At 65.5% G+C, this 12,726-nt stretch carries 15 protein-coding genes; 12 read left to right on the top strand and 3 right to left on the bottom strand.

Annotated elements, in window-relative coordinates:
• The first annotated feature begins 128 nt into the window (after positions 1 to 128).
• Positions 129 to 986, top strand: coding sequence for a cytochrome c oxidase subunit 3 (locus tag BCO18175_RS29735; protein ID WP_011353274.1), 858 nt, complete (start codon positions 129 to 131; stop codon positions 984 to 986).
• Between the two features lie 171 nt (positions 987 to 1,157).
• On the opposite strand, the gene BCO18175_RS29730 is transcribed toward BCO18175_RS29735, so the two are convergent.
• A complete protein-coding gene (locus BCO18175_RS29730) occupies positions 1,158 to 1,367 on the bottom strand; it encodes a twin transmembrane helix small protein (protein ID WP_011353273.1) in 210 nt (69 codons plus the stop codon).
• A gap of 84 nt (positions 1,368 to 1,451) precedes the next feature.
• Between BCO18175_RS29730 and BCO18175_RS29725 the strand changes: the two genes are divergently transcribed.
• The 5 genes from BCO18175_RS29725 to BCO18175_RS29705 are packed head-to-tail and all read left to right on the top strand — an operon-like array spanning position 1,452 to position 5,533.
• Complete coding sequence (locus tag BCO18175_RS29725) at positions 1,452 to 2,162, top strand: SURF1 family protein (RefSeq protein WP_254608187.1); 711 nt, start codon at positions 1,452 to 1,454, stop codon at positions 2,160 to 2,162.
• Between the two features lie 60 nt (positions 2,163 to 2,222).
• Positions 2,223 to 2,849 (top strand): SCO family protein, encoded by a 627-nt coding sequence (locus tag BCO18175_RS29720; protein ID WP_174986235.1) that lies wholly within the window; start codon positions 2,223 to 2,225, stop codon positions 2,847 to 2,849.
• Positions 2,850 to 2,873: 24 nt separating this feature from the next.
• Positions 2,874 to 3,986 carry a COX15/CtaA family protein gene (locus tag BCO18175_RS29715; protein ID WP_174916195.1) on the top strand — a complete coding sequence of 371 codons (1,113 nt, stop codon included), beginning with the start codon at positions 2,874 to 2,876 and terminating at the stop codon, positions 3,984 to 3,986.
• An 8-nt stretch (positions 3,987 to 3,994) separates the two neighbouring features.
• Positions 3,995 to 4,897 (top strand): heme o synthase, encoded by a 903-nt coding sequence (gene cyoE / locus BCO18175_RS29710; RefSeq protein WP_085042142.1) that lies wholly within the window; start codon positions 3,995 to 3,997, stop codon positions 4,895 to 4,897.
• An 18-nt stretch (positions 4,898 to 4,915) separates the two neighbouring features.
• Positions 4,916 to 5,533, top strand: coding sequence for an SCO family protein (locus tag BCO18175_RS29705; protein ID WP_046544363.1), 618 nt, complete (start codon positions 4,916 to 4,918; stop codon positions 5,531 to 5,533).
• Positions 5,534 to 5,695: 162 nt separating this feature from the next.
• Here the strand turns inward: BCO18175_RS29705 and BCO18175_RS29700 are convergent, their stop codons facing one another.
• The gene (locus BCO18175_RS29700; protein WP_039346187.1) at positions 5,696 to 5,986 is read right to left on the bottom strand and encodes a YciI family protein; all 291 of its coding nucleotides are present in this window, start codon (positions 5,984 to 5,986) and stop codon (positions 5,696 to 5,698) included.
• A 249-nt stretch (positions 5,987 to 6,235) separates the two neighbouring features.
• On the opposite strand from BCO18175_RS29700, the gene BCO18175_RS29695 reads away from it, so the two are divergent.
• The 4 genes from BCO18175_RS29695 to BCO18175_RS29680 all read left to right on the top strand — a co-directional run bounded on the left by BCO18175_RS29695 (position 6,236) and on the right by BCO18175_RS29680 (position 10,073).
• Positions 6,236 to 7,840: a methyl-accepting chemotaxis protein gene (locus BCO18175_RS29695; protein WP_174986234.1), complete on the top strand. Its 1,605-nt coding sequence runs from the start codon at positions 6,236 to 6,238 to the stop codon at positions 7,838 to 7,840.
• 204 nt (positions 7,841 to 8,044) lie between these two features.
• Complete coding sequence (locus BCO18175_RS29690) at positions 8,045 to 8,860, top strand: MetQ/NlpA family ABC transporter substrate-binding protein (RefSeq protein ID WP_174986233.1); 816 nt, start codon at positions 8,045 to 8,047, stop codon at positions 8,858 to 8,860.
• Between the two features lie 431 nt (positions 8,861 to 9,291).
• Positions 9,292 to 9,747, top strand: coding sequence for an STM2901 family protein (locus tag BCO18175_RS29685; protein ID WP_174986232.1), 456 nt, complete (start codon positions 9,292 to 9,294; stop codon positions 9,745 to 9,747).
• Positions 9,741 to 10,073, top strand: coding sequence for a DUF1493 family protein (locus BCO18175_RS29680; RefSeq protein ID WP_174916191.1), 333 nt, complete (start codon positions 9,741 to 9,743; stop codon positions 10,071 to 10,073). The genes BCO18175_RS29685 and BCO18175_RS29680 overlap by 7 nt, the downstream gene beginning before the upstream one ends.
• 18 nt (positions 10,074 to 10,091) lie before the next feature.
• Here BCO18175_RS29680 and BCO18175_RS29675 read toward each other — a convergent pair whose 3' ends face one another.
• Positions 10,092 to 10,400: a VF_A0006 family four-cysteine protein gene (locus tag BCO18175_RS29675; protein WP_021164244.1), complete on the bottom strand. Its 309-nt coding sequence runs from the start codon at positions 10,398 to 10,400 to the stop codon at positions 10,092 to 10,094.
• Positions 10,401 to 10,723: 323 nt separating this feature from the next.
• Here BCO18175_RS29675 and BCO18175_RS29670 point away from each other — a divergent pair, with 323 nt between their 5' ends.
• Together BCO18175_RS29670 and BCO18175_RS29665 are read left to right on the top strand one after the other, a co-directional pair.
• A complete protein-coding gene (locus BCO18175_RS29670) occupies positions 10,724 to 11,689 on the top strand; it encodes an ABC transporter substrate-binding protein (protein ID WP_174986231.1) in 966 nt (321 codons plus the stop codon).
• A 139-nt stretch (positions 11,690 to 11,828) separates the two neighbouring features.
• On the top strand, positions 11,829 to 12,725 hold the full coding sequence (locus BCO18175_RS29665) for an ABC transporter permease (RefSeq protein WP_174986230.1): 897 nt from the start codon (positions 11,829 to 11,831) through the stop codon (positions 12,723 to 12,725).
• Position 12,726: the final 1 nt, after the last annotated feature.

Here is a 12,726-nt window from a genome sequence, read left to right as displayed (position 1 = left end):
GAAAGAAGAATGCAGTGCGCGGCGCCACGGCGGCGCGTGCAGGAAGGAGCGGTGGTGGTCACGCCGCGCAAGAAATAAAGCCGGAGCGGTTTCCGGTACACAAATTGGACTGAAGTGGAGAATCAAGCATGAGCGGTCAAAACCAGACCCCGTACTATTTCGTGCCGCATCCGTCGCAGCATCCGATCAGCGCGGCCATCGGCCTGCTGGTCATGCTCGGATCGACAGCGCTGTGGATCAACGGTCACGACTGGGCGCCGTTTACGGCGCTGCTCGGCCTGCTTTGGTTGCTCTTTACGCTGTATCACTGGTTCGGCGACGCGATCGCCGAATCGGAAGGCGGTCATTACGGCAAGAACGTCGACAAGTCGTACCGCTGGAGCATGAGCTGGTTCATCTTCTCGGAAGTCATGTTCTTCGGCGCGTTCTTCGGCGCACTGTTCTATGCGCGTGAAATCGCGCTGCACCAGCTCGGCAGCCTCGACTACAAGCTGATCTGGCCGGATTTCTCCGCCGTGTGGCCGAACGAAGGCCCCGCCGCGCTCGCCGGTCACTTCAAGACGATGGGCCCGTGGCCGATCCCGACGCTGAACACCGCGTTCCTGCTGTCGTCGGGCGTGACGCTGACGATCTCGCACCACGCGCTGCGTGACGATCATCGCAAGAAGGCGATCGCCTGGCTGGCCGCGACGCTCGCGTTCGGTATCTGCTTCCTGTTCCTGCAGGGCTTCGAGTACTACCACGCGTACAACGAACTGAACCTGACGCTGAACTCGGGCGTGTACGGTTCGACGTTCTTCCTGCTGACGGGCTTCCACGGCTTCCACGTGTTCCTCGGCGGCACGATGCTCGCGGTGGTGCTGGTGCGGATGATCCGCGGCCACTTCAAGCCCGATCACCACTTCGCATTCGAAGGCGCCGCGTGGTACTGGCACTTCGTCGACGTCGTCTGGCTCGGCCTGTACGTCGTCGTCTACTGGCTGTAAATGGAACAACGGCCCGCGCAGCAATGCGCGGGCCGTTTTCATTGGGTCGGCCGGGCAGCGTGACTGCCGGCCTTCACCACCCGGGCGCCGCCGCGACTCAGTCAGGCGGCGCTTTTGCTTGGTGCCGTGGCCGTGCGGCGAAATGTCACAGCGGCCGCGGCGGCAAACGGATCAACGCCCGATCGGCAGGCCGGTCGAATGGATCCAGCCCATCCAGTTCGCGATCAGGATGAGCAGGAACAGCGACACCGACAGCCCGACGCGGGTGGCGAGCGACCAGACCATGCGTTTCGTGTGGCCGCGGTCGTGCATCATGAAGTAGAGCGCCGAGCCCATGCTGGCAATGATGAGGACGAAGGCGATGGGAACGAGTATGTGCATGACACGAACCGGACGACGGCAATTCGAAAGGAAGGCGATAATTATCGCACTTCGCTTTCCGGCACGTGCCGGGCGGGCCGCATGATGAAGATTCGCTGGCTGCCTGCGCTGCTGATTCTCGTCGTCGTCGCGGTCACGATCCGTCTCGGTTTCTGGCAGCGCGACCGCGCGCACCAGAAGGAAGCGCTGCAGGCGAGCATCGAGCGCTACGAGCAGGCGGTGCCCGTCGACGTCGGCGCGCAGCCGATCCCGCTCGCGTCGATCGAGTTCCATCGCGTGCGTGCGACGGGCCGTTTCCTGCCCGGGCAAGCCGTGTTCCTCGACAATCGGCCGTATAACGACCAGCCGGGTTTTTACGTCGTGATGCCGTTTAAACTCACGGGCGGCGGCGTGGTGCTCGTGAACCGAGGCTGGCTGCCGCGCAATATCGCCGATCGCACGGCGATCGAGCCGTTCGCGACGCCCGCGGGTGACGTCGAGATCGTCGGCATCGCGCGCGCCGACGCGTCGCGGGCGTTCGAGCTCGGCGAAGGCGGGTCGGCGGCGCACCAGAAGATCCGGCAGAACCTGGACGTCGCCGCGTATGCGAAGGAAACGGGGCTGCCGCTGCAGCCGTTCGTGATCCAGCAGACGAGCGACGACGGCGACAAGCTCGTGCGCGACTGGCCGGCGGCGACGACCGGCGTCGAGCGCAATTACGGTTACATGTTTCAGTGGTGGGCGATGGCGGTGGCCGCGCTCGGCTTCGGCCTGTACGCCGCGCGGCGTGCGGCGAAGAAGTCGGCCGGCGCGTGAGCGCCATGCCAGGACGCGGCGCTGGCGCCGCGGGTTCGTTTCGAGAGGTCTGATTTGTCCATGCAATCTCCCCGTCAGGGTCCGGCCGCTGCGCCGATCTCGCCGGCGGCCCGCAAGCGCGGCCGCTGGATGCTCGTGCTGCTGGGTCTCGTGTGCGCCGCACCGATGATCGCGTCGTACTTCACCTATTACGTGATCAAGCCGAAGGGCGGCTCGACCAACTACGGCACGCTGATCGAGCCGCAGCGCCCGATCCCCGCGGATCTGCAGGTGACCGACGAAACCGGCAAGACCGTGCCGCTGTCGTCGCTGCGTGGCGTGTGGCTGTTCGTGATGACCGACAGCAGCGCATGCGACGAAGCCTGCGCGAAGAAGCTCTATTTCATGCGCCAGATCCGCGTCACGCAGGCGGGCGAGCGGCACCGGCTCACGATGGTGTGGCTGCGCAGCGACGCGGGCGCGATGCCGCAGAAGGTGCTGGATGCGTATCCCGACACGCGCCGGCTCGTCGCCGACCCGGCCGCGGTGGCCGCGTGGCTGCCGGCCGACGCCGGCACGAAGGACAGCGACCACATCTACATGGTCGACCCGAACGGCAACCTGATGATGCGTTTCCCGAAGGATCCGAATCCCGGCAAGATCAAGGCGGACGTGACGAAGCTGCTGAAGTGGTCGAGCATCGGCTAAGGCAATACGAGAGGCAATGAACCGATGGCGTATCTACTGCAACTCGGCCTGATCGGCTTCTGCATCGCGCTGCTGCCGCTGTCGTACGTGTGGGTGAAGGCCGACGACAACAAGTTTCGCAAGCTGGTGTGGATCACCACCTTCCTGACGCTCGACCTGGTGATGTTCGGCGGCTTCACGCGGCTGACCGATTCGGGGCTCGGCTGCCCGGACTGGCCCGGCTGCTACGGCACGTCGTCGCCGTTCATCGCGCACGCCGCGATCACGGCCGCGCACCAGGCGATGCCGACGGGTCCCGTCAGCATGTCGAAGGCGTGGATCGAGATGATCCACCGCTATTTCGCGATGGCGATCGGCGTGCTGATCATCGCTCAGGTCGTGATCGCGTGGTCCGCGCGGCTGCGCCGCCGCCCGCTGCACGTGTCGCCGTGGTGGCCCACGAGCCTGCTGCTGCTGATCCTCGTGCAGGGCGCGTTCGGCGCGTGGACGGTCACGATGAAGCTGCAGCCGGTGATCGTCACCATCCACCTGCTGCTCGGCCTCATGCTGCTCGGCACGCTCGGCTGGCTCGCGGCGCGGCAGACACCTCTGCCGTCGTATGACCCGGAAGCCGGCCGCTATCGCGCGGCCGCGCTCGCGGCGCTCGTGCTGCTGGTCGTGCAGATCGCGCTCGGCGGCTGGGTGAGCACCAACTACGCGGTGCTCGCGTGCACCGACTTCCCGACCTGCAACGGCCAGTGGATCCCGCCGATGGACTTCCAGCACGGCTTCCACCTGTGGCGCGCGCTCGGGATGACGAAGGACGGCGACGCGATCACGCAGGACGCGCTGGTCGCGATCCACTGGACGCACCGCACGTTCGCGTTCGTCGTGGTCGCGTACCTGGTCGCGTTCGCGCTGAAGATGCGCCGCTTCGAATCGCTGCGGCGGCCCGCGAACGGCGTGCTGCTGGTCGTCCTGCTGCAGTTCGTGACGGGCCTGACCAACATCGTGCTGCAGTGGCCGCTGCCGGTCGCCGTCGCGCACAACGGCGGGGCCGCGATCCTGCTGCTGCTCGTCGTCATGTTAAACTTTCGCATCCTTTCAAGCCGCCCCGGCCGTGTCGCGCAGCCTGCGCGCGACGCCGCCCCGGCGTGACCGCCCCCATGCAAAGCACCCTCTCCCAATCGCCCGGTAGCCGGTTTTCGCAGTACATGGCGCTGACGAAGCCGCGTGTCACGCAGCTCGCGGTGTTCTGCGCGGTGATCGGCATGTTCCTCGCGACGCCGGGCATGGTGCCGTGGCACGTGCTGATCGGCGGTACGGTCGGCATCTGGCTGCTGGCCGGCGCCGCGTTCGCGATCAACTGCCTCGTCGAACAGAAGATCGACGCGATGATGCGCCGCACCGCGTGGCGTCCGTCCGCGCGCGGCGAGATCACGACCCCGCAGATCCTGGTGTTCTCGGCCGTGCTCGGCAGCGTCGGCGCATGGACGCTCTATACGTTCACGAACCCGCTGACGATGTGGCTGACGATCGCCACCTTCGTCGGCTACGCGGTGATCTACACGCTGCTGCTCAAGCCGATGACGCCGCAGAACATCGTGATCGGCGGCGCATCGGGTGCGATGCCGCCGGCGCTCGGCTGGGCCGCGGTCACCGGCGCGGTGCCGGGCGACGCGTGGATCCTCGTGCTGATCATCTTCGTGTGGACGCCGCCGCATTTCTGGGTGCTCGCGCTGTATCGCCGCAAGGATTACGAGAACGCGGGGCTGCCGATGCTGCCCGTCACGCACGGCGAGAAGTTCACGCGGCTGCACATCCTGCTGTACACGGTGATCCTGTTCGCGGTCACGCTGATGCCGTTCATCTCCGGGATGAGCGGGGCCGTCTACCTGACGAGCGCGGTGCTGCTCGGCGCGGTGTTCCTCGCGTATGCGTGGAAGATCCATCGCGACTATTCGGACGAACTCGCCCGCAAGGCCTTCCGCTACTCGATCGTCTACCTGTCGCTGCTGTTTGCCGCGCTGCTCGTCGATCACTATGCACGCCCGCTGCTCGGCGTGTAACCGCACGGTTTGAACGCAATGCTCCAATCAAGGTTCGGGCGCCGCGCGCGCCAAGGCTGGATGCTCGCATGCGCATTCACGGCAGCGCTGCTGCTCGCCGGATGCGACAACGCGCCGAAATTCCAGAATCTCGACATCACCGGCAACACGCAGTTCGGCAGCGACTTCTCGCTGCCCGATACGGCCGGCAAGGTGCGCACGCTCGCCGATTTCAAGGGCCGTGCCGTCGTGATGTTCTTCGGCTATACGCACTGTCCGGACGTATGCCCGACGACGATGGCCGAATTGTCCGAAGCGCTGAAGCAGCTCGGGCCCGATGCCGCGAAGCGCGTGCAGGTGCTGTTCGTCACCGTCGACCCGGAGCGTGACACGCCGGCGCTGCTCGGCCAGTACGTGCCCGCGTTCGATCCGTCGTTCATCGGCCTGCGGCCGGCTGACGAAGCGGCGCTGAAGAAGGTCACGAAGGATTTCCGCGTGTACTACGCGAAGGTGCCCGGCAAGACGCCCGGCAGCTACACGATGGATCACACCGCCGCGAGCTACGTGTTCGACCGCGACGGCAAGCTGCGCCTGTTCGTGCGCGACGGCCAGGGCCCCGGCCCGTGGGTCCATGACCTGAAGCTGCTGGTCGACTGACCGGCAGCCGCCGGGCGCCCGGCCCGGCGATCACGTGACGGCCGCCACGCGCCGTCACGCTTTCCCTCTCTCTTCGTTGTTGGCCTGCGCCGCCCGTCGGGCGGCGTGTCGGCCTGCGCGCGTATCACGTAGATGTCGCGCAGATGTCGCGCAGGTGTCGCGTTACGGCAGCGCGGGCACGTTGAAGCCGGATGCGGCACGCGTGATCCGGAATTCCGTCACGCGATACGTGGCGAGCCCCTCGGTGACGAACGGATCGGTCTTCAGGATCGCGTCCAGCTCGTCGCGATCGATGCGGGCCGCGAGGATCACGCCGCCTTCGCGCGGCACCTTCGGCCCGGCCGCGATGAAGATGCCCTTGTCGAACTGCGGCTGCAGGAATGCGCGATGGCGTTCGAGCGCGTCGTCGATGCGCTCGAGCGATGCGGTGTAGTGGATGTCGATGACGTACATGGATGGCCCCCGGAATGGCGCCGGCTCCTCGTGTGCCGGCTAGCCGGTCTTTTTAGCACAGCGGATGCGGGCTGTCGTGTCGGCGGGCGCGGTGCGGGGCGGTGCGTGGGCGGCGTGCCGGGCACCGGTTCGCCGCGTCCGCTCGTATTCAAGTTGTAAGCCTCGGTGCCGTAAATAAATGGGCAAGCGTTTGCGCGCGGCAGGCCGTTCGCGCGCAGCGTGCGCATCGACATCGACAAAGGCACGCAGATGAGCAGAATGAGTTTGAACCGCAAGCTGTGGCTCGCGCTTGCGCTGGTATGGATCGGTCTCCTGGGCGTCGGCGCATGGAGCGCGTACGAGACGCGCGCGACGATGCTCACCGAACGCAAGGCAGGCATCGCGAATCTCGTCGATTCGGCGGCCGGCATCGTGAAGGCGTATCACGCGCTCGCGCAGAGCGGCACGCTGCCCGAGGCCGATGCAAAGCGCGACGCGCTCGCGAGCCTGGCCGCGATGCGCTACGGCGATGCGGGCTACGTGTTCGTGATGGACTCGAAGCCGGTCGTGCTGATGCATCCGACGCTGCCGAAGCTGGTCGGCACGCAGGTCGGCGACTATCTCGACCCGGACGGCAAGCCGCTGTTCGTCACGATCCTGAACGCCGCGAAGGAAACCGGCAGCGGCTTCGCCGAGTACCGCGGGCGCCTGCCGCACAGCGAGACCGCCGTGCCGAAGATCAGCTACGTCACGCGCTTCACGCCGTGGGACTGGAACATCTCGAGCGGCGTCTTCCTGAAGGACATCGACACCATCTACTACCGGACGCTGCTCGGCCACCTCGCGGTCGTGTTCGTGATCGGTTTCGTGATCAGCGCGGCGATGCTGGTGATCATCCGCAACGTACGCAGCAGCCTCGGCGGCGAGCCCGACGAAGCGGCCGCGCTCGCGACGCGCATCGCGCAGGGCGACCTGACGCAGCCGGTGCCCGTGCGTGCGGGCGACCGCACGAGCATGATGGCCGCGATGCACGACATGCAGGCACGGCTGCAGGCGACGATCGGCGGGATTCGCCAGTCGGCCGGATCGATCGCGTCGGCGAGCCGCCAGATCTCGGCCGGCAACGACGACCTGTCGCAGCGCACCGAGGAGCAGGCCGCGTCGCTGGAAGAAACCGCCGCGAGCATGGAGCAGTTGACCGCGACGGTGAAGCAGAACGCCGACAACGCGCGGCAGGCGAGCGGGCTCGCGAACAGCGCATCGGAGATCGCGCGTACCGGGAGCGACGTCGTGAACCGCGTGATCGGCACGATGGGCGAGATCGACGACAGCTCGCGCAAGATCGCCGACATCATCGGCGTGATCGAGGGCATCGCATTCCAGACCAACATCCTCGCGCTGAACGCGGCGGTCGAAGCCGCACGCGCCGGCGAGCAGGGCCGTGGCTTCGCGGTGGTCGCGGGCGAAGTGCGCTCGCTCGCGCAGCGCAGCGCGACGGCGTCGAAGGAGATCCGCGAGCTGATCGTCGACTCGGTCGAGCGCGTGCGCAACGGGTCGACGCTGGTCGGCCAGGCCGGCACGACGATGGGCGAGATCCTGCAGGCCGTTGCACGCGTGACCGACATCATGGGCGAGATCGCGGCGGCGTCCGAGGAGCAGGCGAGCGGCATCACGCAGGTCGGGCGCGCGGTCACGCAGATGGACCAGGTGACGCAGCAGAACGCGGCGCTCGTCGAGGAGGCCGCCGCCGCCGCCGCGTCGCTGCAGGAACAGGCCGCGCGGCTGCGCGATGCGGTCGGCGCGTTCCGGGTCGGCGGGCAGGTGGGCGAGCGTGCCTTCGAAACGAAGGCGGCGGACCAGGCGGCGGTGGCGTAACGCGCCGAGGCTGATGCGCGACTCGCATAAACGCAACTAACGGCCGAGCCGCGCAGTTGCCGCCAGCACCGCTGCAGTGCATACCCATATGAGCGGGATGTATTTCACTTCACGCCGATCCTGTGACACCATTTGCCCCTTCCTGCGAGTCGGGGCATACCCGTATCGCGCCCCATTTTTAGTAAGCAAGCAAGCGAGAAACAGATGAAGCGTCGCAGTCTCCTGAAGGTATTTTCCGTGCTGGCCACCGGTGCAGCGCTGACGTTGTCGGCAGGCGCGCACGCCGAAGACAAGGTGATCAAGGTCGGCACGGTCGCCGGCCCGGATTCGGAAGTGTGGCAGCTCGTGCAGAAGGTCGCGAAGGAGAAGGAAGGCCTGAACGTGAAGGTCATCGAGTTCAACGACTACGTGCAGCCGAACGCGGCGCTCGACTCGGGCGACCTCGACGCGAACAGCTTCCAGCACCAGCCCTACCTCGACAGCCAGGTGAAGCAGCGCGGCTACAAGATCGTGAGCGCGGGCCTGACCTATATCTCGCCGATGGGTGTGTACTCGAAGAAGTTCAAGGCGCTGAAGGACCTGCCGCAAGGCGCGAAGCTCGCGGTGCCGAACGATCCGTCGAACGAGAACCGCGCGCTGCTGCTGCTGCAGACGCAAGGCGTGATCAAGCTGAAGGCGGGCGCCGGCACGGGCGGCAACAACGCGACGGTGCTCGACATCGCCGAGAACCCGAAGAAACTGAAGATCTCCGAACTCGACGCCGCGCAACTGCCGCGTGTGCTGTCCGACGTCGACGCGGCCGTGATCAACACGAACTACGCGCTCGCCGCGAACCTGCAGCCGACCAAGGACGCGATCGCGCTCGAAGCGCTGACGAGCCCGTACGCGAACCTGATCGCCGTGCGCGCGAAGGACAAGGACCAGCCGTGGGTGAAGAAGCTGGTCAAGGCATACCAGTCGCCGGAAGTGCGGGAATTCATCAAGAAGCAGTTCAAGGGCTCGATGGTCGCGTCGTTCTGAACGCGATCGGATGACCGAACGAAGGCCTGCACGTGCAGGCCTTTTTTTATGTGTGATGGGTGGTGTTCTGTTGCTGCTGCGCATGCGTTGGCAGCGTGGCTCTGACGTGCTTGCGAGATGCGCAGGCGATGTGAAGATCGCGCACTGCATTTGCGCTTATCGATCAGCACGGTTCCGTAACGGTATGTCACGTTGGAGTCGGTTCATCGTGCCGCTGGTCGAACGCGGAATCGGTATTCGCTTTCCTCCCCGGCATCCCGCCGAGCCCCGTCGTTGCTCACTCGAGCCAAATAATAGCGACCTCCAAGGAGATTGCACGATCGTCGCGACATGAATTTTCAGTGGATCGGCGGGAATGTGTTTGTGTCCCGGTCGCGTCTCTTCGTTAGACTGAAAAGGCACTTCAAAAAAATCACTCGCGAGGACGACGAATGGGCGCTGCCGACAAGTCGAGCGGAGTTTACTACTATTATGGGATGGCGAATCTGACTGCCGGGGAGCTATTTTTCTGGATCATGGTTGACGAAACGATGAATCAACTGGGCATCGATGATGCGGTATCCGTTGGCATGATTTTGCTTGGTAGGAACAATTTGCCGACACGAATGAAACCCGGTGGAGCGATAAGGGGGACATCGTATGCAAGCCAATATTCGAGAAGGGCTTTTCGAAAAATGCAATTCCCGTTTGGCCTTCAGTTGCCTACGCTGGTCGGAGGGCCGGTAAGGGACCTGAAAGTCAGAATGGTGAGAAATGTCGGAACCTTTGTGGGAAGAACAATACCTGTGATCGGATGGGGAGTTCTCGCGAGTGACGTTCTAACCATTACTTACAAGGCGGTGAGTCACTACAACAGAGTTGCGAGAGAGGGCGACAGAATATGGTAGATATCGATCGCCAGGTAATCGATTTTGTGAGGGGGAAATCCGGGTTTTATCTGTTGTCAGGAGGTAGGGGTATAACTGAGAACACAGACCTGGATGTTGATCTGGGTTTTGATGCGGCTGAGGTCGAAGAGGTGATGAAGGAGTACTCGGAGGAATTTAATGTCGACATGAGCGGATTCGACATTAAAAAATATTATCCGGAAGACGATGCCTCGTTGCTTGACTTGATCAACCCGTTCAAGAAGAGAGTAATTCATCGGGTTCCGGACCTGAATGTCCGCATGTTGATCGTTTCGGCTAAAGCAGGGCGCTGGCTCTTCAGTTAACAGGCGCGCGCCGCACCCTCACATCTCGCCGCGCCGCGAGCAGATCGACATGATCTGCTGGATCGCATAGTTGTCGCGCACGCCCGGCAGCGACTGCACGACGCACTCGTGAAAGCGCCGCTCGCGCGGCAGCAGCATCGCGTTGTTGCGATACAGCGCGTCGCACGAGCGCTGAATCAACTGGGCCGCCGCGCCGTTGCGGCTTTCGCGCAGCGCATTGAGCATGCAGTCGTCGTATTGCGCACTGCCGTCGGTCAGCGCGAACGCCGCACCCGGCAGCGCCAGCGCGACGGCCGCGAATGCGATGGCTCGGATCCCCCGTTTCATGTGCCCTCCGATGGCGTGGACTGGGTCGGCCGACAGCATAACGTAAAGCCGCGAGCACGGCTGACGCGTTGCGCCGGGGCCGGCGGGAACCGCCGCCGGCCGGGCTTCGCGGGCGTCGGCGGGCGCTGCGATTCGGGGCGTGATGCGAAAGCGCGGAGTCAGGCGGTGGTCTGCGGAAATGGTATCCTCGTGCGTTCGCCGCTGCACGCTTTCCCGGAGCGTGCGCGGGCCGGCTGCCACTGCGTCGCACGCATGGCGGCGCCCGCCCGACGGCGGCGGGAATCCATCATCCAGAACCGACACAATACGGGGGAGACACACCCATGAAGCGTTTCAAGACTTTCGCGATCCGTTCGATCACGGCCGGCGTGGCCGCACTCGCGCTGGCAGGTGCCGCGCACGCACAGACCGTCAAGGTGCTGTCGATCGTCGATCACCCGGCGCTCGACGCGATCCGCGACGGCGTGCGCGCCGAGCTGAAGGCGGAAGGTTACGGCGACGACAAGCTCAAGTGGGAATACCAGAGCGCGCAGGGCAACACGGGCACGGCCGCGCAGATCGCGCGCAAGTTCGTCGGCGACCAGCCCGACGTGATCGTCGCGATCGCGACGCCGGCCGCGCAGGCGGTGGTTGCATCGACGAAGAGCGTGCCGGTCGTCTATTCGGGCGTCACCGATCCGGTCGCCGCGCAGCTCGTGAAGGGCTGGGGCGCGTCGGGCACCAACGTGACGGGCGTGTCCGACAAGCTGCCGCTCGATCGCCAGGTCGCGCTGATCAAGCGCGTCGTGCCGAATGCGAAGACGGTCGGCATGGTCTACAACCCGGGCGAGGCGAACTCGGTCGTCGTCGTGAAGGAGCTCAAGGCGATCCTCGCGAAGCAGGGGATGACGCTCAAGGAAGCGGCCGCACCGCGTACCGTCGACATCGGCCCGGCCGCGAAGAGCCTGATCGGCAAGGTCGACGTGATCTACACGAACACCGACAACAACGTCGTGTCCGCGTACGAAGCGCTCGTGAAGGTTGCGAACGAAGCGAAGATCCCGCTCGTCGCCGGCGACACCGACAGCGTGAAGCGCGGCGGCATCGCGGCGCTCGGCATCAACTACGGCGACCTCGGCCGCCAGACGGGCAAGGTCGTCGCGCGCATCCTGAAGGGCGAGAAGCCGGGCGCGATCGCGTCGGAAACGAGCAGCAACCTCGAGTTGTTCGCGAACACGGGCGCGGCCGCGAAGCAGGGCGTGACGCTGTCGCCGGATCTGCTCAAGGACGCGAAGACGGTCATCAAGTAAGCCGCGGCCCGACCGCTGCGCTTGCGGGCCCGATCCGGGCCTGAACGACACCGCCGGACGGGCGGCTCCCACCCGGGGCCGCCCGTTCGCTTCGCCCGGCCGTACACGTCCGGCCGGGAAGCAACAGGATTTCCCCATCATGTCTCTGTTCTCGTTACTGGGCGCCCTGGAGATCGGCCTGATCTTCAGTCTCGTCGCCCTCGGGGTGCTGATCTCGTTCCGCATCCTCAACTTCCCCGACCTCACCGTCGACGGCAGCTTTCCGCTCGGCGGCGCCGTGGCCGCGACGCTGATCTCCGCCGGCTACGACCCGTTCAGCTCGACCTGCATCGCGATCGTCGCGGGCGCGGCGGCCGGCTTCATCACCGGCTGGCTCAACGTGCGCCTGAAGATCATGGACCTGCTCGCCAGTATCCTGATGATGATCGCGCTCTATTCGGTGAACCTGCGGATCATGGGCCGGCCGAACGTGCCGCTCATCACCGAGCCGACCCTCTTCACCGTGCTGCAGCCCGACTGGATGCCCGACTACGTGCTGCGCCCGGCGCTGCTCGCGATCGTCGTCGTGGTCGCGAAGCTGGGCCTCGACTGGTTCTTCTCGTCGCAGCTCGGCCTCGCAATGCGCGCGACCGGCGCGAATCCGCGGATGGCGCGTGCGCAAGGCATCGCGACCGGCCGCGCGACGCTCGCGGGGATGGCGCTGTCGAACGCGCTCGTCGCACTCGCCGGCGCGTTGTTCGCGCAGACGCAGGGCGGCGCGGATATCTCGATGGGGATCGGCACGATCGTCATCGGGCTGGCCGCGGTGATCATCGGCGAAACGCTGCTGCCGGCGCGCCGGCTCGTGCTGACGACGCTCGCCGTCGTGCTCGGCGCGATCGTCTACCGCTTCTTCATCGCGCTTGCGCTCAACAGCGAATTCATCGGGCTGAAGGCGCAGGATCTGAACCTCGTGACGGCCGCGCTCGTCACGATCGCGCTGGTGCTGCCGGCGACGCGCAAGAAGCTGTTCGCGCGCAAGAACGGAGGGGCCTGAC

It is taken from the genome of Burkholderia lata (assembly GCF_902499335.1).
Taxonomy (GTDB): Bacteria; Pseudomonadota; Gammaproteobacteria; order Burkholderiales; family Burkholderiaceae; genus Burkholderia; species Burkholderia lata_B.
This window is presented reverse-complemented; position numbering and strand designations above follow the sequence as displayed.

Bases quoted from the DNA above. Each gene is read 5' to 3' on its own strand.
- BCO18175_RS29735 (WP_011353274.1), top strand. From the start codon at position 129: ATGAGCGGTCAAAACCAGACCCCGTACTATTTCGTGCCGCATCCGTCG.
- BCO18175_RS29730 (WP_011353273.1), bottom strand. From the start codon at position 1,367: ATGCACATACTCGTTCCCATCGCCTTCGTCCTCATCATTGCCAGCATG.
- BCO18175_RS29725 (WP_254608187.1), top strand. From the start codon at position 1,452: ATGAAGATTCGCTGGCTGCCTGCGCTGCTGATTCTCGTCGTCGTCGCG.
- BCO18175_RS29720 (WP_174986235.1), top strand. From the start codon at position 2,223: ATGCAATCTCCCCGTCAGGGTCCGGCCGCTGCGCCGATCTCGCCGGCG.
- BCO18175_RS29715 (WP_174916195.1), top strand. From the start codon at position 2,874: ATGGCGTATCTACTGCAACTCGGCCTGATCGGCTTCTGCATCGCGCTG.
- cyoE (WP_085042142.1), top strand. From the start codon at position 3,995: ATGCAAAGCACCCTCTCCCAATCGCCCGGTAGCCGGTTTTCGCAGTAC.
- BCO18175_RS29705 (WP_046544363.1), top strand. From the start codon at position 4,916: ATGCTCCAATCAAGGTTCGGGCGCCGCGCGCGCCAAGGCTGGATGCTC.
- BCO18175_RS29700 (WP_039346187.1), bottom strand. From the start codon at position 5,986: ATGTACGTCATCGACATCCACTACACCGCATCGCTCGAGCGCATCGAC.
- BCO18175_RS29695 (WP_174986234.1), top strand. From the start codon at position 6,236: ATGAGCAGAATGAGTTTGAACCGCAAGCTGTGGCTCGCGCTTGCGCTG.
- BCO18175_RS29690 (WP_174986233.1), top strand. From the start codon at position 8,045: ATGAAGCGTCGCAGTCTCCTGAAGGTATTTTCCGTGCTGGCCACCGGT.
- BCO18175_RS29685 (WP_174986232.1), top strand. From the start codon at position 9,292: ATGGGCGCTGCCGACAAGTCGAGCGGAGTTTACTACTATTATGGGATG.
- BCO18175_RS29680 (WP_174916191.1), top strand. From the start codon at position 9,741: ATGGTAGATATCGATCGCCAGGTAATCGATTTTGTGAGGGGGAAATCC.
- BCO18175_RS29675 (WP_021164244.1), bottom strand. From the start codon at position 10,400: ATGAAACGGGGGATCCGAGCCATCGCATTCGCGGCCGTCGCGCTGGCG.
- BCO18175_RS29670 (WP_174986231.1), top strand. From the start codon at position 10,724: ATGAAGCGTTTCAAGACTTTCGCGATCCGTTCGATCACGGCCGGCGTG.
- BCO18175_RS29665 (WP_174986230.1), top strand. From the start codon at position 11,829: ATGTCTCTGTTCTCGTTACTGGGCGCCCTGGAGATCGGCCTGATCTTC.